This is a genomic window from Erwinia sp. AC075, assembly GCF_979253995.1.
In genome coordinates this window covers 2,443,665-2,466,942 of record NZ_CEEDEU010000001.1, presented here as the reverse complement: position 1 = coordinate 2,466,942, position 23,278 = coordinate 2,443,665, and the positions used below count along the sequence as shown (strand labels likewise).

The following is a 23,278-nucleotide window of genomic DNA, read 5'->3' as shown; positions in this document are numbered from 1 at the left end:
TCAGCTGTAATGTAAAGGGGTAATTAACTCGATACTTAGTTTTGATAGCCGATAATAAATTTCTAATCTTATTTTTCCTTTAAAGCCTAATTAGCTTTTTTGCGGGTTTCTCCACTGTTTATAAAATTATTTTTTCGTTTAGGTACTGATGCTGAAGGGAATCTTTTCCTTAAATCTCTTGCCATTGTGCCAATGCTTCCTTCAGTGTTAATGGCGTGTTCTACTAGAATTGCTACTGATGCTCTTGCCCCATTATTCTTTGAAAGGCTATCACTCCAACCATTATATGCGGTTGTAGTATCTATTTCAGATATTATTTTATCAAGAATTTCTGGGGCATTGGTTCGTAATGATTCAAGGAAAGAGTAAGCCTGATTAAACCAACTATGATTACTCCTCGAGAGAGACTTTGAAATATCTTTAATGAAGGGGTTCAATACAGAAGAAAGCAAATCTGGCCGAATATCTGCAAAGACCTCAATTACGTAAGCGCCAAAGGTCCAATCGACATGGTCATGTTGGGAAAGTCGGATATCTCTACCGTTTTCAATATGCCGAAATGCTGATTCATGTGCCATTAATACAAACCTTGGTGGGAATTTAATTATTTTTTCGGCGTTATCTGAAATGAATTTTGATACTTTTGGAGTCTTCGATTTTTCAACATGTAATGTTCCTAAGAAAACTTCTACCTCATGGGGAGGATTCGCCCAGTCAGTACTTATAGTGTCAGATATTTTTTCCCAGTCTAGAATGTTAATAATTAGATTGAGTTTCTTAGGGGCGCATTTATATAAAAAATTGAGAAAAAATGCTGCTTGTTGAAAATCGCGTTTTGGTGTCGTTGATAACTTGATTGCAACTTGTTGAGTGTCAATTTTGGAGCAGATTTCTCGCGCAATTTTCCAGCGAATGGCATCAGGTTTATGTTTGCCGGTAAATACACCTAATGGATCTAGAACTCGCAACATCCCCATGACAATGTCATGTAAATCTTGAATCCCACCGACAGGGTCTTTGGAAATGATTTTTTGTGCAGTAGGGATGTATTTCTTAAGCATATTAAACGCAAGTGTCTCATCGTAATGGCTTATCGTAAAACATGTGTTTGCGAATGAAAATGCTAAATCTTCACTTTTCCATTCTAATGCTAACATTTCAAGTTTGTTTCTATCTATGGAGTTTGCTAAACGAGTTGTCCATCTTAGGTCTAGGTGATTATATGTGGAGTTTAAAAGAGCTGATATTCCATAAGCAGTCTCAGGAGTTATCTCAGATGTGATTTCCCCCAGCTTTTCTGGCGATACTCGGGCAATAATTCTTGTGAATAAATTTTGATTGGTGTTTCGAATGTGATTGAGTAACCAACTTAATCCACCACCTGCAGTGCCGGGGGTGCTTATCCAATCGGATAATAGTGGTATGTTAGGCTCGATAATTGCAGTTGCCCAATTTTTTTCAAATCCATCAAGTTCGTTCAGTGTTAAACAAGAAGCGTTTCGGTCTTCACTTTCTGTGTTATGCCAGCATCGGTCAGCTATCTTGTGAATGGTGTTTTTTTTCAGTGGTTCCATCCAAATCCATCGATAATCACCATAGCCGAATTTTATTTCATGTAAAAGACTACGGATGCCAGCCAGTGGGTACTTAGAGTTGTTTAGAATCTTATCTAAGTGATTGAATATTTCAATGCGACCATCATTATCTCTATTTATTAGTATTTGATGAAATACTACTGCAGCAAACCTTTGATGCGGTGTTCTACAGTCATGAAGTGATAAAATGAGCCGCTCACTAACAAGCCAGTTGAGAGCCGTTCTCAACAGCTCTGAACTATTATCATGAACTTCACACAAATTTATAATGTCTTCGTAATTTACAATTTCGTCACGTGAAGCTATTTGCCTTGCAGCAATAATGGCCAGTACAAAATCGGCGTTGACACCCTTGGCCGCCTCAGCAACCTGCTTTGCGCGACGCCACCCTCCACCGAGAATAAAGCAGAATTGCCAAGGCATTGTTGCTCCAGCTTCAGCGGTATGAATCCGATCCTCAAGGCTAGTATCCATCATTCTATCGCCTATTTCGTTATCGGCTCGACGCACAACTTCCAAGGTGGTTTTTCTGTTAGAAAGTAAACCTGCAGCTATCGTTTTAACAGCGCGCTTGTGATCGAGAAATAAAGCGCCTCTAGGAATTGACTGATTCTCAACTGCATTATGAATAGACAATAATAAAGTATTGGTATCGGTAGCATCCTGTAAGAGCCTAAGTGTGTCGGGAGACATAAGGTGTGCGTCATCAACCAGATAAAGAGTTTTATCTGATAACACACCTCTATGCAGAACAATATTTTGAACTTCTGAGTTAGCCAAGCGCTTCACTATGAAACCTTCTTGAGAAAACCGCATGGCTGCTTGATAAGCACAAATAGATTTACCAGCTCCAGGAATACCGAATAGTTGAATGCTATACGCAGTTCTAAGTATGTTGACTATATGAGTTACTTCAATCAGTTGCGGACAAGCGGCTGTATCTGCTGGGCCTAGAGGCCTCCCCAAAAGAGCAGGACCCAAATCTCGTGAACCATCGAATGATATGTCATGCCAGACAGTAGCGTGAAATCCAGTGTGGTTTTGTGGCTCCAAGGCTAGATGTTCTCTAATGGTATTTGGTTTTGCGTTTTGGTCAGAAATATCTTGAAGTGCCTTAAGAATTAAGGGTAATCGATAGGCTGCTTCCGGATAGAATTCCTCAACTACGGAAATATGTTCTGCCATTAAAGACTGAATTTCTTCCCAGCCTAAAACGCTTACCGTAAACCGGCCGGTCTCAGAACGTTTTACTGAGAGTTTTCTGGCTTCTTCTTGTAGCTTGCCATCCACTGGCGCTGTAGTTGCGTAGATCCAATGCTCAATTCCCGGCTCGAAATGATCAGCCTTTTCAACTTCCGCAAGCACTTCATGCCACTTTACGGATGAACCGTAATTTGCTTCTTTTCCTTTACACTGCACGGCATAAAATTGATCTCTTTTTGACATCGGAGACCCAACAATGTCTACACCATGCTGTGGCTGCCCTCGTCTACCCTCTTTTTGCGTAAGCGGATCTGACCACACCTGTTTGAACAAAGCATGGCAGAGATCTTCAAATCGTTCCCAGCTCTTAGGTGGCGCTATTTGAATCGCTCTAAATTCCATTTATATGTCAAGGCTCCTCATTCAGCTCAAAGTACTAATGGAAATGTGATTAAACTAAAATTATCTGAAATTTATTGTCTAGTAAACGTTGATCTTTTTTTTTATGAAATACGTGAGAGAGTCCCAAAAAATTTCTCACCTAATTTTTAATATCAAATCCAAGTCGGCCGGCTGGTTCAGTTTTGTGATGGATCAGCAGAGCTAAACATTTGTATCGCTCATCTCACAATACTCATTGCTGCCAATGATTTTTTGTTAATGGCAACCTCTAGGTATGAACGCACAACTGACCGAAATCATGCGCCTTATCACCAACCTTATCCGTACCGGGACCGTCTCGGAAGTGGATAAGGATAAATGGCTTTGCCGGGTGAAAACGGGCGACCTTGAAACCAACTGGATTAACTGGCTGACATTACGCTCAGGGACTTCACGCACCTGGTGGAAACCGTCCGTGGGTGAGCAGGTGGTACTGCTGAGTCTGGGCGGCAATCTGGAAACCGCCTTTGCGCTGCCCGCCGTGTATTCCGATTCTTTTCCGCCGCCCTCAAATTCTGAAGACGGCAGCGTGACGGAGTACCCGGACGGCGGCTGGTTTGAATATGAACCCGCCACGGGGCGCTGGCTCATAAAGGGCATAAAGAGCGTGCTGATCGAAGCGTCGGACAACATAGAGCTGAGAACAGGCACATTCATTGTCACCGCAGACCAGACGCAAATTAACAGCGAGGTAGTCATCAACGGCGGCGTGACGCAGGGCGGCGGGGCGATGACTTCTAATGGTGTGGTGGCGGATGGCCATACCCATGATGGCGTGGCAAAAGGCAGCGCAAATACCGGAGGGCCACACTGATGATGTATCTGGGGATGAACCGGGATACCGGCGAAGCCATTACCGATATTGACCATATCCGCCAGTCGGTGCGTGACATTCTGGTTACGCCCGAGGGTAGCAGGGTGGCACGGCGCGAATACGGTTCACTTTTATCGGTGCTGATTGACCAGCCGCAAAACGATGTGGTGCGCCTGCAGGTTATGGCGGCCACCTATTCGGCCCTCAGTCGCTGGGAGCCTCGTATCCGGCTGGATACGGTGAACCTGACGACTGATTTTGACGGCTCAATGCAGGTTGAGATCACCGGGCAGCGCGATGACGGCTCACCGGTTTCCATGGCGGTATCAACGGGGGTGAACAGTGGCAGTAATTGATTTATCCCAACTACCCGCGCCACAGGTTGTCCAGGTGCCGGACTTTGAGGTGTTGCTGGCTGAGCGTAAAGAGGCGCTGATCGCACTTTATCCGGCGGATAAACAGGAGGCGGTGCGCCGGGTATTAGCGCTGGAATCCGATCCGCAGGTAAAAACCCTGCAGGAAAACGTCTATCGGGAAATCCTGCTCCTACAGCGGATTAATGAGGCGGCGCAGGCGGTGATGGTTGCCTATGCTCTGAGCAGCGATCTGGACCAACTGGCAGCCAACTACAACGTATCCCGCCTGACCATTTCGCCTGCTGATACCGATGCCGTGCCGCCGGTGGATGCCGTAATGGAGTCTGATGACGATTTGCGTCTCAGGGTGCCAAACGCTTTTGAAGGCTTATCCGTCGCCGGGCCAACTGCGGCCTACGAGTTTTACGCCAAGAGCGCGGACGGGCGCGTGGCGGATGTGTCGGCCACCAGTCCGTCACCGGCGGAGGTGCTGATTACCGTGCTGAGCCGTGAGGGTGACGGCACGGCATCAGCTGATCTGCTGACCATTGTCGATAAGGCGTTGAATGCCGAAACCGTCAGGCCGGTGGCGGACAGAGTGACGACTCAGGGGGCAGAGATTTTCAGTTATAGCGTGGATGCCAGGCTGCATCTTTTTGACGGCGTGACGGCCGGGCCATGTCTGGCAGCTGCGAAGACTGCGCTGGCTGCCTATCTGACTGAGCAGGGCAGGCTGGGGCGCAGCGTGCGGAGGGAGTCTTATGGCGCGGTGATGCGCGTGGCCGGTGTTGACTGGGTGGAAGTAATCGAACCTGCAGCGGACATCATTATGGACCGCACGCAGACCGGTTATTGCACAGGAACGGCTGTAACCATTGCGGATCAGGAAGAGGCGGTATGAGCCTGAATAACAGCCTAATGCCGCCGGGATCGTCCACGCTTGAGCGACGAATGGCGGAGGTGTGCAGCGGGATTACAGGTCTTGAGGTGCCGCTGCGTGACCTGTGGAATCCGGCCACCTGCCCGGTGCTGTTCCTGCCGTATCTTGCCTGGGCGTTTTCGGTAGACCGCTGGGACGAAGCTTGGGCGGAAAGCGTCAAGCGCCGGGTGGTGCTGGATGCGTTTTATATCCATCAGCATAAAGGCACAACCAGCGCCATCCGCCGCGTGGTGGAGCCGTTCGGCTTTCTCATTCGCATTATTGAGTGGTGGCAGTCCGGTGAAGCACCCGGCACGTTCCGCCTGGATATCGGCGTGCAGGACCAGGGCATTACTGAAGAAACCTATCAGGAGCTGGAGCGGCTGATCGGCGATGCCAAGCCATGTAGCCGCCATATGCTGGGGATGTCCATTAATCTGCAGGTTGACGGCCAGATGCGAGTGACGGCCGCCAGCTATGACGGTGACGACATGACCGTTTATCCCTACACCCCGGAAATTATCTCCGTCAGCGGCACCCTTTACGGCGGCGCGGCGGTTCACGTTATCGATCTGCTGGAAGTGGGACCATGACACAAAAATATTATGCCATCGTGACTAACCTCGGCGCGGCGAAGATTGCGAATGCCACCGCGCTGGGCACCAAACTGAACATTACCCAGATGGCCGTGGGTGACGGGAACGGCGTGCTGCCAACGCCCACCGCAACACAAACGGCGCTGGTGCATGAGAACCGACGGGCAGCTATCAATGCGCTGAGCATTGATCCGGCGAACACCAGCCAGATTGTCGCAGAGCAGATTATTCCCGAAACGGACGGGGGATTCTGGATCCGTGAGATGGGGCTGTTTTCCGAGGACGGCACGCTGATTGCCGTGTGCAATACGCCGGAAACCTACAAGCCAGCGCTGCAGGAGGGAAGCGGGCGCACGCAGACCGTCCGCATGATCCTGATTGTGAACAGCACGGATGCTATCACCCTGAAAATTGATCCGTCAGTGGTACTGGCAACGCGTAAGTATGTTGATACCGCGGTTATTGAGGTTGGAGCTTATGCAGACAATCTTATGAAAGACCATGTCGCGGCGGTCAATCCTCACAAGCAGTACCTACAGGGACAAAATGCGCTTTCTGAATTTAAAGAGGGTGACTTACTTGCGAAGGTATTTCTGAATCTTGGCCTTGGGAATGCTGCAAAACTCAACGTTGGCGCAGCTGCTGACATGACCGGGAACAGCGATAAGCTTCTTCCAACAATCGCGGCGGTGATGGGCCTGTTTGGGAAGCGCACGTTTGCGGGCAGTGATTACATCCGTATTCCTGATGTGCCGGGAGGGCTAATCATTCAGTGGGGTTATTTAAATCTTTCAGCCGGAGCGGGGCAGGCAACGTTCCCTGTTGCTTTTCCCAAAGCGGTGATCCGGTGCTTCTGTGGGGATATCAGTTCCAGCTCGTGGAGTTCGTCTAACTTCACTGTATTTGGGCCTGCAGCAACATCCCTCACCACCCTGAACATCCGGGCGGTAACACTAAATGGAACATCCTTCACAATGGGTGTTACGGGTTCACAATGGATTGCCATCGGCTACTGAGGAACGGTTATGACTAAGCGCTACAGCCCATCAACATTTGGTTTTTATGATCTAAATATTCACGGAGAAGACATTCCTGCCGACTCAGTTGAAATCAGCGATGAAAAGTGGACTTCACTCCTGGAAGGTATTTCGCTTGGTAAGGTCGTGGAGGTCGATAAAAAGGGGGGCGTCATTTTGATGGAGCCTGCCGAACTCGGCGCGGATCAACTTTCAGCCATGGCGCGGGCTAAACGTGATGCCATGCTGGCAGAAACTGACGTTTACATGGTGGATGACTACCCGGTTGAGCCGGATTATAAAGAAAAAATCAAAGCGTACCGGCAGCTCCTGAGAGACATCACGGCAGCAAGCGACTTCCCTTACAATATCATCTGGCCGCAGATGCCAGCATAACCACCAGGCCCGTATCCGGGCCTGTTTTATTTGTACCACTCCCCACACAACGGCAACCGAGTGCAGTAGCCCGCCTTACCTCTCACCATAGCGAAACCCCTTAACAGGAGATTCGTTACATGGCGCAAGACTATCACCACGGCGTGCGCGTTGAGGAAATCAACGAAGGCACCCGAACCATCACCACCGTCAGCACGGCAATCGTGGGCATGGTCTGCACCGGCGATGATGCCGATGCGGCGATGTTCCCGCTCAACAAGCCCGTGCTGGTCACTGACGTACTGACCGCCAGCGGCAAGGCCGGGGAATCCGGCACGCTGGCCCGTTCACTGGATGCCATTGCCGACCAGGCGAAACCCGTTACCGTGATTGTGCGCGTGGCGCAGGGCGAAACCGAAGCAGAAACCACAACCAATATCATCGGCGGCGTGACGACTGACGGCAAACGCACCGGCATGAAAGCGCTGCTGGCCGCGCAGGCGCAGCTGGGCGTCAAGCCACGTATTCTTGGCGCACCTGGGCATGACACGCAGGCGGTGGCCACCGAGCTGCTGTCCGTCGCGCAGAGCCTGCGCGGCTTTGCCTATCTGGCGGCATATGGCTGTAAAACCGTTGAAGAGGCGATTGCCTATCGCGACAACTTCAGCCAGCGCGAAGGGATGCTAATCTGGCCGGACTTCATCAACTTTGACACCGTGACCAGTGCGGACGCAACGGCCTACGCCACCGCCCGCGCGCTGGGTCTGCGCGCCAAAATTGACGAGCAGACCGGCTGGCACAAAACCCTGTCGAACGTGGGCGTGAACGGCGTCACCGGCATTTCCGCCGATGTGTTCTGGGATTTGCAGGATCCGGCCACCGATGCGGGCCTGCTGAACAAGAACGACATCACCACGCTTATCCGCAAGGATGGCTTTCGCTTCTGGGGTTCCCGCTGCCTCAGTGACGATCCGCTGTTTGCCTTTGAGAACTACACGCGCACCGCGCAGGTTCTGGCCGACACGATGGCTGAAGCACACATGTGGGCTGTGGATGGCCCGCTTAACCCGTCACTGGCCCGCGACATCATTGAAGGTATCCGCGCCCAAATGCGCCAGCTGGTTAACCAGGGTTATCTCATTGGCGGTGACTGCTGGCTGGACGAAAGCGTGAATACCAAAGACACGCTGAAAGCAGGCCAGCTGCTGATCGATTACGACTACACGCCGGTGCCACCGCTTGAAAACCTGCTGCTGCGCCAGCGTATCACTGACCAGTATCTGGTGAACTTCGCCAGCCGCGTCAGCGCATAAGGAGACGGAAACATGGCCTTACCCCGCAAGCTTAAGCACCTCAACCTGTTTAACGCCGGAAACAACTGGATGGGCATCGTGGAGTCCGTGACGCTGCCAAAATTCACCCGCAAGTTTGAAAAATACCGTGGCGGCGGAATGCCCGGCGCTGTGGACATCGATATGGGGCTGGATGATGGCGCGCTGGATACGGAATTTAGCATTGGCGGAACCGAACTGCTGCTGTTCAAGCAGCTGGGAGCCACCACCGTGGACGGTATCCAGCTGCGTTTTACCGGCTCCATCCAGCGCGATGACACCGCTGAAGTGCAGGCCGTTGAGCTGGTCGTTCGTGGCCGCCACAAGGAGGTGGACTCTGGAGAATGGAAACCGGGTGAGTCCAGCACCACCAAAGTGTCCGGCACCAACAGCTACGCCAAGCTGACCATTAACGGCGAAGTGCTTTACGAGGTTGACCTGGTGAACATGGTCGAAATTGTGGGCGGCGTGGACATGCTGGAAGCACACCGCAACGCGCTGGGACTCTGATAACTCCGGCAGGTGAAATCCTGCCGCTTATTCTCACTGAATTCAGGAACTGAACAACATGGCTAAAGAAGCTGAACAGGCGGTAACCCTGCCGCTGCAAAAAATCGTTGTGCTGGATACGCCTATCCAGCGCGGCAAAGAAACCATCACCCAGGTCACCCTGCGTAAGCCCCAGTCCGGTTCGCTGCGCGGCACCCGCCTGCAGGCGCTGATGGATATGGACGTAAACGCGATGATGGTTGTGCTACCGCGCATTTCCGTGCCTGCGCTTCAGCCGCACGAAATCAACGAAATGGACCCTGCCGATCTGCTGCTGCTGTCGGTTGAGGTGGTGACTTTTTTGTTGCCGAAGTCGGTGACGTCGGATTTCCAGACGGCCTGACGGTTGACGATCTGGTGGCGGACATCGCCACCGTATTTCACTGGCCGCCCTCCGCAACGGAGAACATGCCACTGACAGAGGTGCTGGAGTGGCGGCACAGGGCAGTTTTACGCAGCGGAGCCGGTGACGATGAGTGATACAAACCTGCGTCTGCAGGTGGTTCTTAACGCGGTGGATAAAATCACCCGCCCTTTCAAAAATGCGCAGGCTGGCTCTAAGGAGCTGGCCGCCGCACTCAGGGCCAGCAAAGACGGCCTGAAATCCCTGAACGAACAGGCGGGTCGCATTGACGGCTTTCGCAAGACGCGCTCCCAGCTGGCCATTACGGAAAAGAATCTGGCAACCGCCCGGCATGAGGCCGCGCAGCTGGCGACCCAGTTTGCGGCGACCAACAAACCCACGGCGCAGCAGGCAAAGCTGCTGTCACAGGCTAAGGGGCGCGCCAGCGAGTTGCAGCAGGCTTATAACGGTCTGCGGCTGTCAGTTCAGCGCCAGCGCGAGGCGCTTATTACTGCCGGTATTGATACCAAACAGCTGAGCGCGGCGCAGCGCCGGCTCAGAACGGATGCTAACGGTGCCAGCGCGGCAATTGAGCGCCAGCAGGCGCAGCTGCGAAAGCTGGGCGAACGGCAGCAGAAGCTGAGCGCCATCCGGGCGCGGCATGACAAATCGATGGAGCTGCGTAACAACCTCGCCGGGAACGGGGCGGGCATGGTTGCCACCGGCGTGACCACCGGGATGACGATGATGGCCCCGGTCAGGGCTTACGCAGAATCAGAGGATGCCTCCACGCAGCTGGCCGCGTCCATGATGGGGCCGGGGGCCAAAGTGCTGCCGGAGTTTGAGAAAATCAACAAGCTGGCGGTGGGGCTGGGCGACAAGCTGCCCGGCACCACGGCGGACTTTCAGAACATGATGACCATGCTGCGGCGTCAGGGTATGAGCGCGCAGTCAATCCTGGGCGGGCTGGGTGAGGCAACGGCATATCTGGGCGTTCAGCTGAAGATGGCGCCCACTGACGCGGCGGAATTTGCCGCCAAGCTGCAGGACGCCACGCAGACCAGCGAAAAGGACATGATGGCCCTGACCGACATCATCCAGAAGGGATTCTATGCCGGTGTCGATCCGGGAAATATGCTGCAGGGGTATGCAAAAATCGGCAGCGCGATGGACATCATCAAGCAGAAAGGGCTGGAGGCTTCAAAGACCTTTGCGCCGCTGCTGGTCATGGCCGATCAGTCCAGCATGGCGGGTGAGTCTGCCGGTAACGCCTACCGTAAGGTGTTTCAGGGCATGATGGACGCAGACAAGATGAAGGGCGTAAACAGCGACCTGAAAGGCACCGGCGTGAAGTTTGACTTCACCAACGGCAAGGGCGAGTTCGGCGGAATCGATAAGATGTATCAGCAGCTGGCGCAGCTTAAGAGCCTGAGCACTCAAAAGCGACTCACCACCCTGAAGGATATGTTTGGCGATGATGCGGAGACGCTGCAGGTGCTGAACATCATGATTTCCAAAGGCGTGGAGGGTTACCGGGAAACGGCCGCCAAGCTTGAAAATCAGGCGTCCCTGCGTGAGCGCGTCAATGCGTCACTGAACACCCTGGGCAACAAATGGGAGGCGGCCACCGGTTCGTTTACCAACGCAATGGCCGCCATTGGTGAAACCGTCGCGCCGGACCTCAAGAGGCTGTCTGACTGGCTGGGTGACCTTGCCACCTCGCTGGGTAATTTCGTGAAGCAGCATCCGCAGCTGACCGCCGGGCTGTTCAAGCTTGGCGCGGGGTTTGCCATTGCGGCCAGTGCCGTGGGCGTGCTGTCGCTGGCCGCTGCCGCCATTCTTGGCCCGCTGGCCCTGTTGCGCCTGAGTTGCGGCGTGCTGGGTATTAAAACCGTCAGCGCGTTCACCCTAATCCGGGGTGCGATTGGCCTGATGGGCAACGGCATCTTATGGCTGGGCCGACTAATGCTGGCGAACCCGATTCTTGCGGTTATTGGCCTGATAGCCGCCGGGGCGCTGCTTATCTGGCAGAACTGGGACACGCTGGGGCCGAAGCTTGCCGCCTTATGGGATGGCATCAGCACCAAGGTCAGCGCCGTATGGGACGCCATCAGGACGTACATCAGTTCAAAGTGGAGTGAAATTGTTGCTGACGTGCAGGCGCTGCCGGCCCGTTTTCAGGAGGCCGGCTCGCAGATGATTGACGGGCTGATGGCGGGCATAAGCGCGAAGTGGGAGGGACTGAAAAGCAAGCTTTCATCCCTGACCAGTTACCTGCCTGACTGGATGAAACCGGGTGACGCCTCGCCGGTGATGGCGGGCGTGCCGGGTAAGAGTCCGGGATCGGCAACGGGGTTTGCCGGGCTGTATGACAGCGGCGGCTTTATTCCCGCCGGGAAGTTCGGGATTGCGGGCGAGAACGGGCCGGAGCTTGTGAACGGTCCGGCCAGTATCACCAGCCGCAGGCGCACCGCATCACTGGCCGCGTCCGCCGCGCTGGCGATGGGGCTTGCAGGTACACCGGCCGCAGCACGGCCACTGCACCCAATGAGCCTGCCCGCCAAAGCACAACCAGCGGGTGTCACCGGCGGCGTAATGTCTGCCGGCGCGGCTGCCCCGGTGCATAACAGCTTTGCATTTACCATCGTGCAGCAGCCGGGCGAAAGCCATCAGAGTGTGGTGGATGAGGTGATGCGACGGATTGAAGAAAAAGAGCGGCAGGCTCAGGCCCGCGCGCGCAGTTCCTACAGTGACAGGGGAGGGTTTGAATCATGATGATGACGCTGGGGCTGTTTGTTTTCATGCTGAAAACTGCCCCCTATCAGCAGCTGCAACACCAGCGCAGCTGGCGGTTTCCGACTAACAGCCGGGTGGGTGTCCGTCCGTCAATGCAGTTTCTGGGGCCGGATAACGACACCATCACGCTGACTGGCGTTCTGTTGCCTGAAATGACCGGTGGCCGCCTGACGCTGTTCGCGCTGGAGCAGATTGCGGAGCTTGGCCGCGCGTGGCCGCTGATTGAGGGAAGTGGAGCCATTTACGGCATGTTTGTTATCGAGAGCGTGAACAAGACCAGTACTGAGTTTTTCAGTAACGGCGCGTGCAGACGTATCGAGTTTACCCTCACGCTCCGGCGAACGGATGAATCGCTGAGCGAGATGTTTGGCAGCCTGAGCGACCAGTTAACGGCAATGCAAAGTGTGGCAAGCGGCGCGGCGGGCAGGCTTAACGCTGCGGTGGGAGGGCTTCTGCAATGAACAGTTCCGCCTGGGCTAACGGCGCCATCAGCGCGCCGCAGTTCCGCCTGACGATGGAAGGTGCCGACATCACGCAGAAGATTGAGAAGCGGCTTATCAGCCTGACGCTCACGGACAACCGTGGATTTGAGGCTGACCAGCTGGATATTCAGCTGGACGATGCGGACGGCCTGCTGCAGCTTCCCCGCCGTGGCGTTGCGCTGACGCTGGCGCTGGGGTGGGAGGGGCAGCTGCTTATCCCCAAAGGCACTTACACGGTTGATGAAATTGAACACTCGGGAACGCCTGACCGGCTGACGCTTCGCGCGCGAAGTGCGGACTTCCGCGAGACGCTTAACACGAAGCGTGAAAAGTCATGGCATAAGGTCACGGTGGGCGACATCACGCGCGATATTGCGGCCAGGCACAAGCTGAAGCTGGCGCTGGGTGATGACGTGGCAAAGCTTGCCATTGACCATCTGGACCAGACGAACGAGTCAGACGCCAGCTTTCTGATGCGCCTTGCGCGCCAGTCCGGGGCGCTAGCCTGCGTGAAAAATGGCAGCCTGCTGTTTATCCGTCAGGGGCAGGGGAAAACGGCCAGCGGAAAGGTGTTGCCGGTTATCACCCTTCAGCGCAGGGACGGCGACAGCCACCGGTTCAGCCTGGCAGATCGGGATGCCTATACGGGCGTGATAGCCAGCTGGCTGCACACGCGGGAACCTGTAAAGAAAGAAGTCACGAAAGTGAAGCGCAGGCGCAAAACCACGGCAAAGAAAAAAGAGCCGGAAGCCAAACAGGGTGATTATCTGATCGGCACGGATGAAAACGTGCTGGTGCTGAGCCGGACATATGCCAGCCGGGCTAATGCTGAGCGGGCAGCCAAAATGCAGTGGGAACGGCTGCAGCGGGGCGTGGCCACGTTTTCCATTGAGCTGGCGCGCGGCAGGGCGGAGCTTTATACGGAAATGCCGGTAAAGGTGAGCGGGTTTAAGCAGCAGATTGATGCGGCTGAATGGATCATCACCACGCTGACCCATAACCTGGGCGACAGTGGGTTTACAACAAGTCTGGAACTTGAAGTGAAAATTGATGGGATAGAAATGGAATAAAGTGATTCCTATTGGGGCCAATTTATCTATATACTCGCCACAAGTTCCCACTTGTGTACAAGTAACGGAGTATTTAACTATGATGAACTGTCCATTATGTGGGGGCGCAGCGCATACCCGCAGTAGTTTTCAAGTCTCGAAAGATACCAAAGAAAGATATAACCAGTGTCAGAACATCAACTGCAGTTGCACGTTCAAGTCCTTAGAAACCGTAGCCAAGATCATCATGCAACCCGGAACGGTAAAACCAGTCCCGCCTCACCCGGATAGATCACTGCAAGGCGCGCTTTGGCTCTAACTGCAAATCAAACTAAAACCCGCACGAAGCGGGTTTTTTTACGTCTGTCATTTGGTAATGAGTAAGGAATGGTCAATACATTGGATTGATAACGCTCATCTTTGCTATGTTTGATAACTCAGTTAATCGCATTGGCGCTAAATGGCTGTCGCCATTTTGTCGCCAATTAAATCATTTAGTTATGTAAATAATTGATTTAGAAGTGTATTAATAGTAGTAACTTGTTATTTTGCATAACTTTACCTGTGAGCCGTCTGCAAACCCCGTTACTCATGCTTAACTAGTGGAGCCAGTTCTTTGGCCATCAGCCCGGCAATAAACGGCTGAGCATCGGGATTGGGGTGGATCCCATCCTGTTGCATCCATTCTGGTTTCAGGTACACCTGTTCCATAAAGAAAGGCACCAGCGGGATGGCATTTTCTTTTGCCAGCTTCGGATAAATGTCACTGAACGACGCGGTATAGCGGCGGCCGTAATTGGCCGGCAGACGGATTTGCATCAGCAACGGCTGTGCGTTTGCCGCTTTTACCTGAGCAATAATTTTACTCAAGTCCTGCTCAATGTTTTGCGGTGGGAAGCCCCGTAAACCGTCGTTTCCTCCCAGTTCTATCAGCACCCAACGCGGTTGATGCTGCTTCAGCAGCGAGGGCAGGCGCGCAAGCCCCTGGGTGGCAGTGTCGCCGCTTATGCTACCGTTAATGATAGTGGGCGATTTCTGCCATTTATCATTGAGTAACGCGGGCCATGCCGTGGTGGCGGACATCCGGTAACCGGCGCTTAAACTATCGCCCAGCACTAACAGCGTATCTGCCGCCGTCGCGCGCAGCGACATCAGGGCCAATAATAACAGGAAAGGGTAATGCCAGCGGAAAACATTCTTGAAGTTCATCGTCTTAGTAAGTCCGTCGGTCAGGGTGAGCATCAGCTTTCCATCCTTACCGGAGTTGAGCTGGTTGTCAAACCGGCTGAGACCATCGCGTTGATTGGCGAGTCGGGTTCCGGTAAGTCGACTCTGCTGGGTATTCTGGCCGGGCTGGATGACGGTTCCGAAGGTGAAGTCTTTCTGCTGGGCTCGCCGCTGCACAAAATGGATGAGGAGCAACGCGCTGAACTGCGGGCCAAAAGCGTCGGTTTTGTTTTCCAGTCGTTCATGTTGGTGCCGACGCTAAACGCGTTAGAAAACGTGCAGCTACCGGCGTTGCTGCGCGGTGAGAGCGATCGTCAAAGTCGCGAACAGGCGCAGGCGTTACTGGCTCAGCTTGGACTGTCAGAGCGCCTGACGCATCTGCCTTCGCAGCTGTCCGGTGGCGAGCAGCAACGCGTGGCGCTGGCACGCGCCTTCAACGGCAAACCGGCGCTGCTGTTTGCCGATGAGCCCACCGGCAACCTGGATCGTAAAACCGGCGATCGCATTGCCGACCTGCTGTTTTCGCTTAACCGCGACCTTGCCACCACGCTGATTCTGGTCACCCACGATGAACAGCTCGCCGCCCGCTGCGACCGGCGCTTACGGGTGCGCGACGGTAAGCTGTGGGAGGAAGCATGATCTGGCGGTGGTTCTGGCGTGAATGGAAATCGCCATCGTTATTGATTGTCTGGCTGGCCCTGACGCTGGCCGTGGCCTGCGTGCTGGCGTTGGGGTCACTCAGCGATCGCATGGAAAAAGGCCTGACCCAGCAAAGCCGTGATTTTATGGCCGGCGACCGGACGCTGCAAAGCTCGCGGGAAGTGCCGCAGGCCTGGCTGGATGAAGCGAAGAAAGAGGGATTACAGGTCGGACGCCAGCTGACGTTTATGACCATGACCTTTGCCGCTGATACACCGCAGCTGGCGTCGGTTAAAGCGGTCGACGATCTCTATCCGATGTTTGGCACGCTGGCCACGGAACCTGCGGGGCTGAAGCCTGCGGCCGGCACCGTGCTTGCCGCGCCGCGTCTGCTGGCGTTGCTCAACCTGAAATCTGGCGCAAATCTGGATGTCGGCGATACCACGTTACGCGTGGCGGGTGAGGTGGTGCAGGAGCCGGATGCGGGCTTTAACCCATTCCAGACTGCGCCACGGCTGCTGATGAATCTGGCCGACGTCGGTAAAACCGGGGCGATCCAGCCGGGAAGTCGCGTCACCTGGCGTTATAAGTTTGCAGGCAACCCTGAGCAGCTCAGCCGTTACGACAGCTATATCAGCGCGCAGATCAAACCCGATCAGCGTTGGATCAGCGTGGAAAATTCGGAAGATGCGCTGGGCAAGTCGATGGTGCGTGCCCAGCAGTTCCTGTTGCTGTCGGCATTGTTGACGCTGATGCTGGCGATTGCCGCCGTGGCCGTGGCCATGAGTCATTACTGTAAGAGCCGTTACGATCTGGTTGCGGTGCTGAAGACTTTGGGCGCCAATCGTGCCGCGTTAAGAAAGCTGATTGTCGGCCAATGGCTGGCGGTGCTGCTGCTGGCCGCGGTGTGCGGTGGGGCGATCGGCATGGGCTTTGAAGTACTGCTGCTGCGGATGTTGAAGCCGGTGCTGCCGGGTGAACTGCCTGCCGCCAGCGTCTGGCCGTGGCTGTGGGCCATCGGCTCGCTGTTTATCATCTCGCTGCTGGTGGGCCTTCGTCCTTATCGCCTGCTGCTGGCGACTCAGCCGTTGCGCGTACTGCGCCGTGATGTCGTGGCCGATGTCTGGCCGCTGAAGTTCTATTTGCCGGCCATGGCGTTGGTGGTGATTGCGCTGCTGGCGTTGCTGGTGGGCGGCAGCAAATTACTGTGGGCGCTGGTCGGCGGGATTATCCTGTTGTCTGCACTGCTGGGGGCGATTGGCTGGGGCGGATTAATGCTGCTCCGCCGTCTTAGCGTACGTAATCTGGCGTTCAGGCTGGCAATCAACCGGCTGTTACGTCAGCCCTGGACCACGCTCAGCCAGCTGGCGGCTTTCTCGCTGTCCTTTATGCTGCTGGCTTTGCTGCTGGTGATGCGCGGGGATTTGCTGGACCGCTGGCAGCAACAGCTTCCGCCGGGCAGCCCAAACTATTTCCTGCTTAATCTCACCCAGGATCAGGTGCCTCAGGTGAAAACCTTCCTGGAGAAGAATCACGTTGAGCCGCAAACCTTCTATCCGGTTGCCCGCGTCCGGCTGACTGGCATCAACCAGAAGCCCGCCGATCCAGCGTTGGATAATGCCTTAAACCGCGAGCTGAATCTGACCTGGCAGGAACAGCTGCCGGATCATAATCCGCTGACGGCAGGAAGCTGGCCGCCGAAAAAAGGCGAGGTGTCGATGGAAGAGGCGCTGGCCGGACGACTGGGCGTGAAGCTCGGCGATACGCTGACCTTTACCGGCGATACGCAGGAGTTCTCGGCCAAAATCACCAGCCTGCGCAAAGTTGACTGGGAGAGCCTGAAGCCAAACTTCTTCTTTATCTTCCCGCCTGGCGCACTGGACGATCAGCCGCAAACCTGGCTGACCAGCTTCCGTCTGGAAGGCAACAATGCCTTGCTGGCTCAGCTCAACCGGGAATTCCCCACCCTGAGCCTGCTGGATATCGGCAGCATCCTGCGCCAGATTAGCCAGGTTCTGGCACAGGTCAGCCAGGCGCTGGAAATCATGGTGATTCTGGTAACCGCCTGCGGCATATTACTGCTGCTGGCGCAGGTTCAGGTTGGCATGCGCCAGCGTAGACAGGAGTTAGTGGTCTACCGCACGTTGGGTGCCAGTAAGAAACTGCTGCGCGGGACGCTGTGGAGTGAGTTTGCGTTGTTAGGTGGCGTTTCCGGTCTGGCTGCCGCCATGGGTGCCGAGGCCGCCTTATGGGGACTGCAGCGCAAGGTGTTCGACTTCCCGTGGGAGCCAGACTTTGTGCTGTGGATCGCGCTGCCGCTGACCGGCGCGGTGTTGCTGTCGGTGTGCGGCGGCTGGCTTGGCGTGCGGTTGCTGAAAGGCAAAGCGCTGTTCAGAAGCTATAACGCAGACTAAAAAAACAGGCCGGATCGCTCCGGCCTGCTTCATTTCTTCCCCCGCCATCCTCATCCTTTTTCGCCTCGCGACTCACATCCTCCTCGGATAGTGCTTTGTGACAGGTTAATATTGCAGGTATTATTAGCGCAAAATTTAGCTAAGGATGGAGTAAGTATGCTGCACCTGCTTGATGTGAAATATAATTTCCTGTCTGAATTAAAATCTCAGGAGCTGTTTTCTCTTCGTAAAAAAGTCTTCAAAGATCGTCTTAACTGGATGGTCAATACTGAAAATAATATGGAGTCGGATCAATACGACAATCCGCGCACCACCTATATTTTCGGCATTTATAAAGAGTCCTGTATTTGCAGCCTGCGCTTTATCGAAATTAAATACCCGAATATGATTACCGGCACCTTTAAATCCTGGTTTAAAAATATTGATCTGCCGAAGGGTAATTATGTCGAAGCCAGCCGGTTATTTATCGATAAGGATCAGGTTCAGGCGAAAGAGCTTAAGCAGCAGCCGGTCAGCGCGTTACTTTTTCTCTCGATGATCAATTATGCCCGACATTATGGTTACGAAGGGATTTACGCCATTGTCAGCCATCCGATGTACCTGATATTTAAAAAGTCAGGCTGGAAGGTGTCGGTGGTGGAACAGGCAATGTCAGAGAAGCAGGAGAATATCTATCTGATTTTTATGCCTGTCGATGCCGGGAACCAGTCAACGCTGATGGCGCTGGTGAAAGCGAAGGTTCCCGCATTACGCTGCGAACTGGATAGCTGGCCGCTGTCATTCCCCGTCAGGAAGCACCGGACGGATTAGGTTCAGCTCTATCCCCAGACGGATGGCGTGTTTAGCATTGGTTACGCCCAGCTTCTTCACCGCATTGCCGATATGGTATTTCACCGTGGTGAGTTTGATCCCAAGGATCAGGGCGATTTCCTGGTAGGATTTGCCGACGCTGGCCCAGTAAATGATCTCGTTTTCGCGGCTGGTGAACAGTTCGCGGGTGTTCATCTCTTCGAAATCGGCTTTTCTGGACTGCTCCTGATAGAGCTGTGTCAGCTTTTCATGCGTGGTGATCAATAACATCTGCAATTTATCTTTGTTAAGCTGGATCAGCTCTTCAATATTATCGTCGCAGTGTTTATCCAGCATAATCGACAGCACCACCAGATTATTATTATGGTCATGCAGCACAAAGGTATAACCGTTAATAATGTCGTGGTTTCTTGCCATATCAAACAGCTTGGGTACCTTGACGCCTTTATTCAGCATCAGGTTTTCATCCCAGGAGAAAGGCGTCATACGGTAAAGAGCGGTAATCAACACCGGATCGATAAACTGGAAATTGTTCTCGATATAAACCTTAAACCACTCCTGCCGGTTAGAGATAATGGAGAAATCCGCCGGATTCCTTTTACTCATAATGGCATAGGCGTATTTAATGTTATTGAACTGGACCAGCTTCCTTTCCAGATACTCTTTGACTGACGTATTAATAGCCTGATTATCAAAAAATAATTTAGCCATGTCATTATCTCCCTGGGAAAATATTTCTTCCATAGTTAATACAGAATTTTATCATAACTCCAAACATTCGCCTAACCCCGGCGCGCAAAGGATCGCGGGAAAAGCACCGCTTGATAAAGTCGGAGAAGTCGGCGGAAAAATCAGGCGTTTTTGATGTCAGACTGGCAGAGAAGGGCGGGGCGGTAAGGGTGAACCAGATCGCATCAGGGGTATCGTAAAGGTGAATATTATTTACCTTTTTATACACAACGAATTTGGTACTGGTTCCCTTGGTGTTGGCAAATTAAATCTAATGTACTAATAATAAAGAATATTTATATTTTTGTTCGCCAATACAATACGTTTTTTGCCAGGCAATTGATAGCCATACTTAAGTACAGTTAAGGACTGTCCTTTTGCAGCTCGGGCAGGAAAATCGTCCGTTTGTCCGACGTTCCTGCCAGATTTTTCCCATCAGCCCTGCAATTTCTCAACCGCCCAGGCGATGCCGCTGGCATATTCAGCGGGTAACTGCGGCACCAGCGCCTCAATAGCGGCCTGCAACGCCGGTTTGCTCACGTCCGACAGGTTCAGATGGCCCACCTTGCGGCCGGGACGAACCTCTTTTTCGTACCAGTGCAGGTGCACCAGCGGCTGATTCAGCCAGTCCAGATTCACGGCGGTGCCAATCAGGTTAACCATCACTGACGGCGTGCTGACCACCGGCTTCGGCAAAGGCAGATCGAGGATCGCCCGCAGATGCAGTTCAAACTGGCTGATGGACGCGCCGTTTTGCGTCCAGTGCCCGCTGTTATGAACGCGTGGCGCCAGTTCATTAATCAGCAGGCCTTCCGGCACCACAAAGCACTCCATCGCCATCACGCCGACGTACTTCAGCTCATGCATAATGGCTGACAGCATGGTTTCGGCCTGCTTCTGCAGGGCTGCGTCAGGATCCGGGAAGGCGACGCTGGTGCGCAGAATGCCGTCCTCATGCAGGTTATGGGTCAACGGATAGAAAACGGTGCTGCCATCATGGCCGCGTGCGCCCACCAGCGACACTTCGCCAGAGAAGTTGATGCCCTGCTCAACGATGCATTCACCGTAGCAATCGGCTGGCAATGAATCCGTATCCGTCGCGCGCAGACGCCACTGGCCACGACCGTCATAACCGCCGGTGCGGCGCTTAACGATGGCCAGTTCACCGAGGGTGTTGAACACCTGCGGCCACTCTGCGGCCTCCGCCAGCAGCTGCCAGGGCGCGGTGGCCAGACCCAGCTGGTCCAGTAACTGTTTCTGCGTCAGGCGATCGGCCAGACGCGGGAAAATATCGCGGTTCACGAAGGCGTTATGGTTCGCCAGTTCGCGCGTCAGGGCGGTTTCCGGCCAGCGTTCGATTTCCGCAGTGATCACGCTTTGTTGGATCGGCAGCGCTTCCGGCTCGGCATCTAATCCTACCGGATAGACGGCGATGCCCAGCGGCTCGCCAGCCTGACGTAACATGCGGCCCAGCTGACCATTTCCTAATACGCAGACCGGCTTCATGCTTCCTCCCGCGGATCCGGGTTATTCAGCACTTCATCGGTCTGTGCCTGACGCCACGCTGCCAGCCGTGAACGCAGTTCCGCATCGTGGGTGGCCAGAATCTGCGCCGCCAGCAGCGCCGCATTGGCCGCACCGGCTTTACCAATCGCCAGGGTGCCAACCGGAATACCGCGTGGCATCTGCACGATGGAGTAAAGGCTGTCGACGCCGCTCAGCGCTGCGCTCTGCACCGGCACGCCCAGCACCGGCACCAGCGTTTTCGCCGCAATCATGCCCGGAAGATGCGCCGCGCCGCCAGCGCCAGCAATGATTACCTGAATGCCATTATCCGCAGCCTGCTCAGCGAAGCTGAACAGCTTGTCCGGGGTGCGATGCGCCGAAACGACTTCACACTGGAAGGGCACAGCCAGAGTAGTGAGGATCTCGGCGGCAAATTGCATGGTTGCCCAGTCACTTTTGGAACCCATAACAATAGCGATGCGGGCCTGCGCGGCGTTGGATGACATGCGGGTCTGACTCCTGTGATTGTACATACGTCACCTGAAAGCCGTTTAGGCGGTCAGATGGGAAGGGCAAAGAGAATAGCATGACTCGACATCAAGGAAAACGTTTGCTCAGGCATGAAACGGGCATTTGCGGGATTTTTTTAGGGCTCAGAATGGGAAGGAAATAAGGGTGGTTTCGTCTTCGCTAACGCGGATCATTGAACCTTCGTGATGCCAGGCACCCAGCACCAGTCTTTCGGCAGGCTGGTCATTCACCTCAAGCGGATGAATTGCCGGGCGATGCGTATGGCCGTGGATCAGATACTGCACCTGATGACGGGTCATCGCGGCTTTTACGGCTTCATCATTCACGTCCATGATGGTCACGTCTTTGCTGCTGTTCGCCTGTTTACTGCCTGCGCGCATCTTCAGCGCAATCCGCTGGCGGACAAATAAAGGAAGGGCAAGGAACAGCCATTGCAGCCAGGGCTGATGCACTTTTTTGCGGAAGCGTTGATAGCCCTGATCGTCGGTGCAGAGCGTGTCGCCATGCATGATCAACATGCGCTTTCCGTAAAGTTCCGGCACCTGTTCTTCCGGCAATAAGGTCATGCCGCTGGCGCGGGCAAAGCGTTTGCCAACCAGGAAGTCGCGGTTACCGTGAATAAAATAGCAGGGGACCCCCTGTTGCTTCAGGGTCAGCAGTGCGGCCGCGATCTCAGCATGAAGCGGTTCAGGATCGTCATCGCCAATCCAGGCTTCAAACAGGTCGCCGAGAATATACAGCGCATCGGCATGCAACGCATCACGGCGTAAAAAAGCAAGAAAACCGGCAGTAATTGCCGGTTCTTCTGCGCACAGATGTAAATCTGCGATAAACAGCGTGTGAGGCATTATTCGCTGACGGTGACTTTCTGGATCACAACGTCTTCTTTCGGAACGTCCTGGTGCATACCGCTACGGCCAGTGGCGACCGCTTTGATTTTCTCTACCACGTCCATGCCTTCAACTACTTCAGCAAACACACAGTAACCCCAGCCCTGCAGGCTTTCGTCACGGAAGTTCAGGAAGTCGTTGTCTGCCACGTTAATGAAGAACTGCGCAGTTGCCGAGTGAGGCGCCTGAGTACGGGCCATTGCCAGCGTACCCTTGGTGTTTTTCAGGCCGTTGCTGGCTTCGTTCTGGATTTCTTCTTTGGTGTCTTTCTGCTTCATGCCCGGCTCGAAGCCGCCGCCCTGAACCATAAAGCCATTGATGACACGGTGGAAAATCGTGTTGTCGTAGAAACCTTCACGGCAATAATCCAGGAAGTTAGCTACGGTAGCTGGCGCTTTGTCATCGAAGGTTTTGATAACGATATCGCCATGATTTGTCTGGAAAGTGACCATGTTCTCATCCTGTAAAGGTTGGAAGTGTGAATGGTAGAGCAGCACCGGCAGCACGAGGGCGCCAGTACGCAATTAATAGACGGCTTTTATATCACAAAATGTGATGACGAGTCAGCACCAGTGCATAAACGGCACGGGGCATAACCTTGCTTTGCGTGGCGCTTCCGTTAACAATACGTCAGAATAAGCCTTTTACTGGTTTTAACCCGCACACG

Annotated in this window: 24 protein-coding genes; 17 read left to right on the top strand and 7 right to left on the bottom strand. The window is 54.0% G+C overall.

Annotation, left to right across the window (positions count from 1 at the left end; translation table 11 throughout):
• Positions 1–86: 86 nt before the first annotated feature.
• Positions 87–3,200 carry a hypothetical protein gene (locus AC0IXH_RS11695; RefSeq protein ID WP_471720462.1) on the bottom strand — a complete coding sequence of 1,038 codons (3,114 nt, stop codon included), beginning with the start codon at positions 3,198–3,200 and terminating at the stop codon, positions 87–89.
• A 274-nt stretch (positions 3,201–3,474) separates the two neighbouring features.
• Between AC0IXH_RS11695 and AC0IXH_RS11690 the strand changes: the two genes are divergently transcribed.
• The 14 genes from AC0IXH_RS11690 (at position 3,475) to AC0IXH_RS11625 (ending at position 14,184) form a co-directional block, all read left to right on the top strand.
• Entirely contained in the window at positions 3,475–4,053 is a 579-nt protein-coding gene (locus tag AC0IXH_RS11690) for a phage baseplate assembly protein V (RefSeq protein WP_471720461.1), read from the top strand.
• Positions 4,050–4,409 (top strand): GPW/gp25 family protein, encoded by a 360-nt coding sequence (locus AC0IXH_RS11685; RefSeq protein ID WP_471721147.1) that lies wholly within the window; start codon positions 4,050–4,052, stop codon positions 4,407–4,409. The genes AC0IXH_RS11690 and AC0IXH_RS11685 overlap by 4 nt, the downstream gene beginning before the upstream one ends.
• Positions 4,396–5,310 (top strand): baseplate J/gp47 family protein, encoded by a 915-nt coding sequence (locus AC0IXH_RS11680; protein WP_471720460.1) that lies wholly within the window; start codon positions 4,396–4,398, stop codon positions 5,308–5,310. Before AC0IXH_RS11685 ends, AC0IXH_RS11680 begins: the two co-directional genes overlap by 14 nt.
• Positions 5,307–5,921, top strand: coding sequence for a phage tail protein I (locus tag AC0IXH_RS11675; RefSeq protein WP_471720459.1), 615 nt, complete (start codon positions 5,307–5,309; stop codon positions 5,919–5,921). The genes AC0IXH_RS11680 and AC0IXH_RS11675 overlap by 4 nt, the downstream gene beginning before the upstream one ends.
• Complete coding sequence (locus tag AC0IXH_RS11670) at positions 5,918–6,940, top strand: phage tail protein (protein ID WP_471720458.1); 1,023 nt, start codon at positions 5,918–5,920, stop codon at positions 6,938–6,940. The genes AC0IXH_RS11675 and AC0IXH_RS11670 overlap by 4 nt, the downstream gene beginning before the upstream one ends.
• Before the next feature lie 9 nt (positions 6,941–6,949).
• Positions 6,950–7,336, top strand: coding sequence for a tail fiber assembly protein (locus AC0IXH_RS11665; RefSeq protein ID WP_471720457.1), 387 nt, complete (start codon positions 6,950–6,952; stop codon positions 7,334–7,336).
• 119 nt (positions 7,337–7,455) lie between these two features.
• On the top strand, positions 7,456–8,628 hold the full coding sequence (locus AC0IXH_RS11660) for a phage tail sheath protein (protein ID WP_471720456.1): 1,173 nt from the start codon (positions 7,456–7,458) through the stop codon (positions 8,626–8,628).
• Positions 8,629–8,640: 12 nt separating this feature from the next.
• On the top strand, positions 8,641–9,156 hold the full coding sequence (locus tag AC0IXH_RS11655) for a phage major tail tube protein (protein WP_471720455.1): 516 nt from the start codon (positions 8,641–8,643) through the stop codon (positions 9,154–9,156).
• 58 nt (positions 9,157–9,214) lie between these two features.
• On the top strand, positions 9,215–9,538 hold the full coding sequence (locus tag AC0IXH_RS11650; protein ID WP_053143713.1) for a phage tail assembly protein: 324 nt from the start codon (positions 9,215–9,217) through the stop codon (positions 9,536–9,538).
• Positions 9,539–9,552: 14 nt separating this feature from the next.
• Positions 9,553–9,675 (top strand): GpE family phage tail protein, encoded by a 123-nt coding sequence (locus AC0IXH_RS11645; RefSeq protein ID WP_071822138.1) that lies wholly within the window; start codon positions 9,553–9,555, stop codon positions 9,673–9,675.
• Entirely contained in the window at positions 9,668–12,313 is a 2,646-nt protein-coding gene (locus AC0IXH_RS11640; RefSeq protein WP_471720454.1) for a phage tail tape measure protein, read from the top strand. Before AC0IXH_RS11645 ends, AC0IXH_RS11640 begins: the two co-directional genes overlap by 8 nt.
• On the top strand, positions 12,310–12,795 hold the full coding sequence (locus tag AC0IXH_RS11635; RefSeq protein ID WP_471720453.1) for a phage tail protein: 486 nt from the start codon (positions 12,310–12,312) through the stop codon (positions 12,793–12,795). The genes AC0IXH_RS11640 and AC0IXH_RS11635 overlap by 4 nt, the downstream gene beginning before the upstream one ends.
• A complete protein-coding gene (locus AC0IXH_RS11630) occupies positions 12,792–13,886 on the top strand; it encodes a phage late control D family protein (RefSeq protein WP_471720452.1) in 1,095 nt (364 codons plus the stop codon). Before AC0IXH_RS11635 ends, AC0IXH_RS11630 begins: the two co-directional genes overlap by 4 nt.
• 79 nt (positions 13,887–13,965) lie before the next feature.
• Positions 13,966–14,184, top strand: coding sequence for an ogr/Delta-like zinc finger family protein (locus AC0IXH_RS11625; RefSeq protein ID WP_013201143.1), 219 nt, complete (start codon positions 13,966–13,968; stop codon positions 14,182–14,184).
• Between the two features lie 266 nt (positions 14,185–14,450).
• Here AC0IXH_RS11625 and tesA read toward each other — a convergent pair whose 3' ends face one another.
• A complete protein-coding gene (gene tesA / locus AC0IXH_RS11620) occupies positions 14,451–15,074 on the bottom strand; it encodes a multifunctional acyl-CoA thioesterase I/protease I/lysophospholipase L1 (RefSeq protein WP_013201144.1) in 624 nt (207 codons plus the stop codon).
• Between tesA and ybbA the strand changes: the two genes are divergently transcribed.
• From ybbA to AC0IXH_RS11605, 3 genes are all read left to right on the top strand, one after another.
• Entirely contained in the window at positions 15,045–15,731 is a 687-nt protein-coding gene (gene ybbA / locus AC0IXH_RS11615) for a putative ABC transporter ATP-binding protein YbbA (protein WP_346565769.1), read from the top strand. The two genes, tesA and ybbA, sit on opposite strands and share 30 nt — an antisense overlap.
• A complete protein-coding gene (gene ybbP, locus AC0IXH_RS11610) occupies positions 15,728–18,145 on the top strand; it encodes a putative ABC transporter permease subunit YbbP (RefSeq protein ID WP_346595112.1) in 2,418 nt (805 codons plus the stop codon). Before ybbA ends, ybbP begins: the two co-directional genes overlap by 4 nt.
• 156 nt (positions 18,146–18,301) lie before the next feature.
• Positions 18,302–18,955: an acyl-homoserine-lactone synthase gene (locus tag AC0IXH_RS11605; protein ID WP_013201147.1), complete on the top strand. Its 654-nt coding sequence runs from the start codon at positions 18,302–18,304 to the stop codon at positions 18,953–18,955.
• Here AC0IXH_RS11605 and AC0IXH_RS11600 read toward each other — a convergent pair.
• From AC0IXH_RS11600 to ppiB, 5 genes are all read right to left on the bottom strand, one after another.
• Positions 18,923–19,666 carry a helix-turn-helix transcriptional regulator gene (locus AC0IXH_RS11600; RefSeq protein WP_013201148.1) on the bottom strand — a complete coding sequence of 248 codons (744 nt, stop codon included), beginning with the start codon at positions 19,664–19,666 and terminating at the stop codon, positions 18,923–18,925. The genes AC0IXH_RS11605 and AC0IXH_RS11600 overlap by 33 nt on opposite strands.
• Before the next feature lie 453 nt (positions 19,667–20,119).
• Positions 20,120–21,190, bottom strand: a complete 1,071-nt coding sequence (purK, locus tag AC0IXH_RS11595; protein WP_471720451.1) for a 5-(carboxyamino)imidazole ribonucleotide synthase — start codon at positions 21,188–21,190, stop codon at positions 20,120–20,122.
• Positions 21,187–21,696 carry a 5-(carboxyamino)imidazole ribonucleotide mutase gene (gene purE, locus AC0IXH_RS11590; protein ID WP_053141923.1) on the bottom strand — a complete coding sequence of 170 codons (510 nt, stop codon included), beginning with the start codon at positions 21,694–21,696 and terminating at the stop codon, positions 21,187–21,189. The genes purK and purE overlap by 4 nt, the downstream gene beginning before the upstream one ends.
• A gap of 147 nt (positions 21,697–21,843) precedes the next feature.
• Positions 21,844–22,569 (bottom strand): UDP-2,3-diacylglucosamine diphosphatase, encoded by a 726-nt coding sequence (gene lpxH, locus AC0IXH_RS11585; protein ID WP_471720450.1) that lies wholly within the window; start codon positions 22,567–22,569, stop codon positions 21,844–21,846.
• Positions 22,569–23,063 (bottom strand): peptidylprolyl isomerase B, encoded by a 495-nt coding sequence (gene ppiB, locus AC0IXH_RS11580; RefSeq protein WP_013201152.1) that lies wholly within the window; start codon positions 23,061–23,063, stop codon positions 22,569–22,571. Before ppiB ends, lpxH begins: the two co-directional genes overlap by 1 nt.
• Between the last annotated feature and the right edge of the window lie 215 nt (positions 23,064–23,278).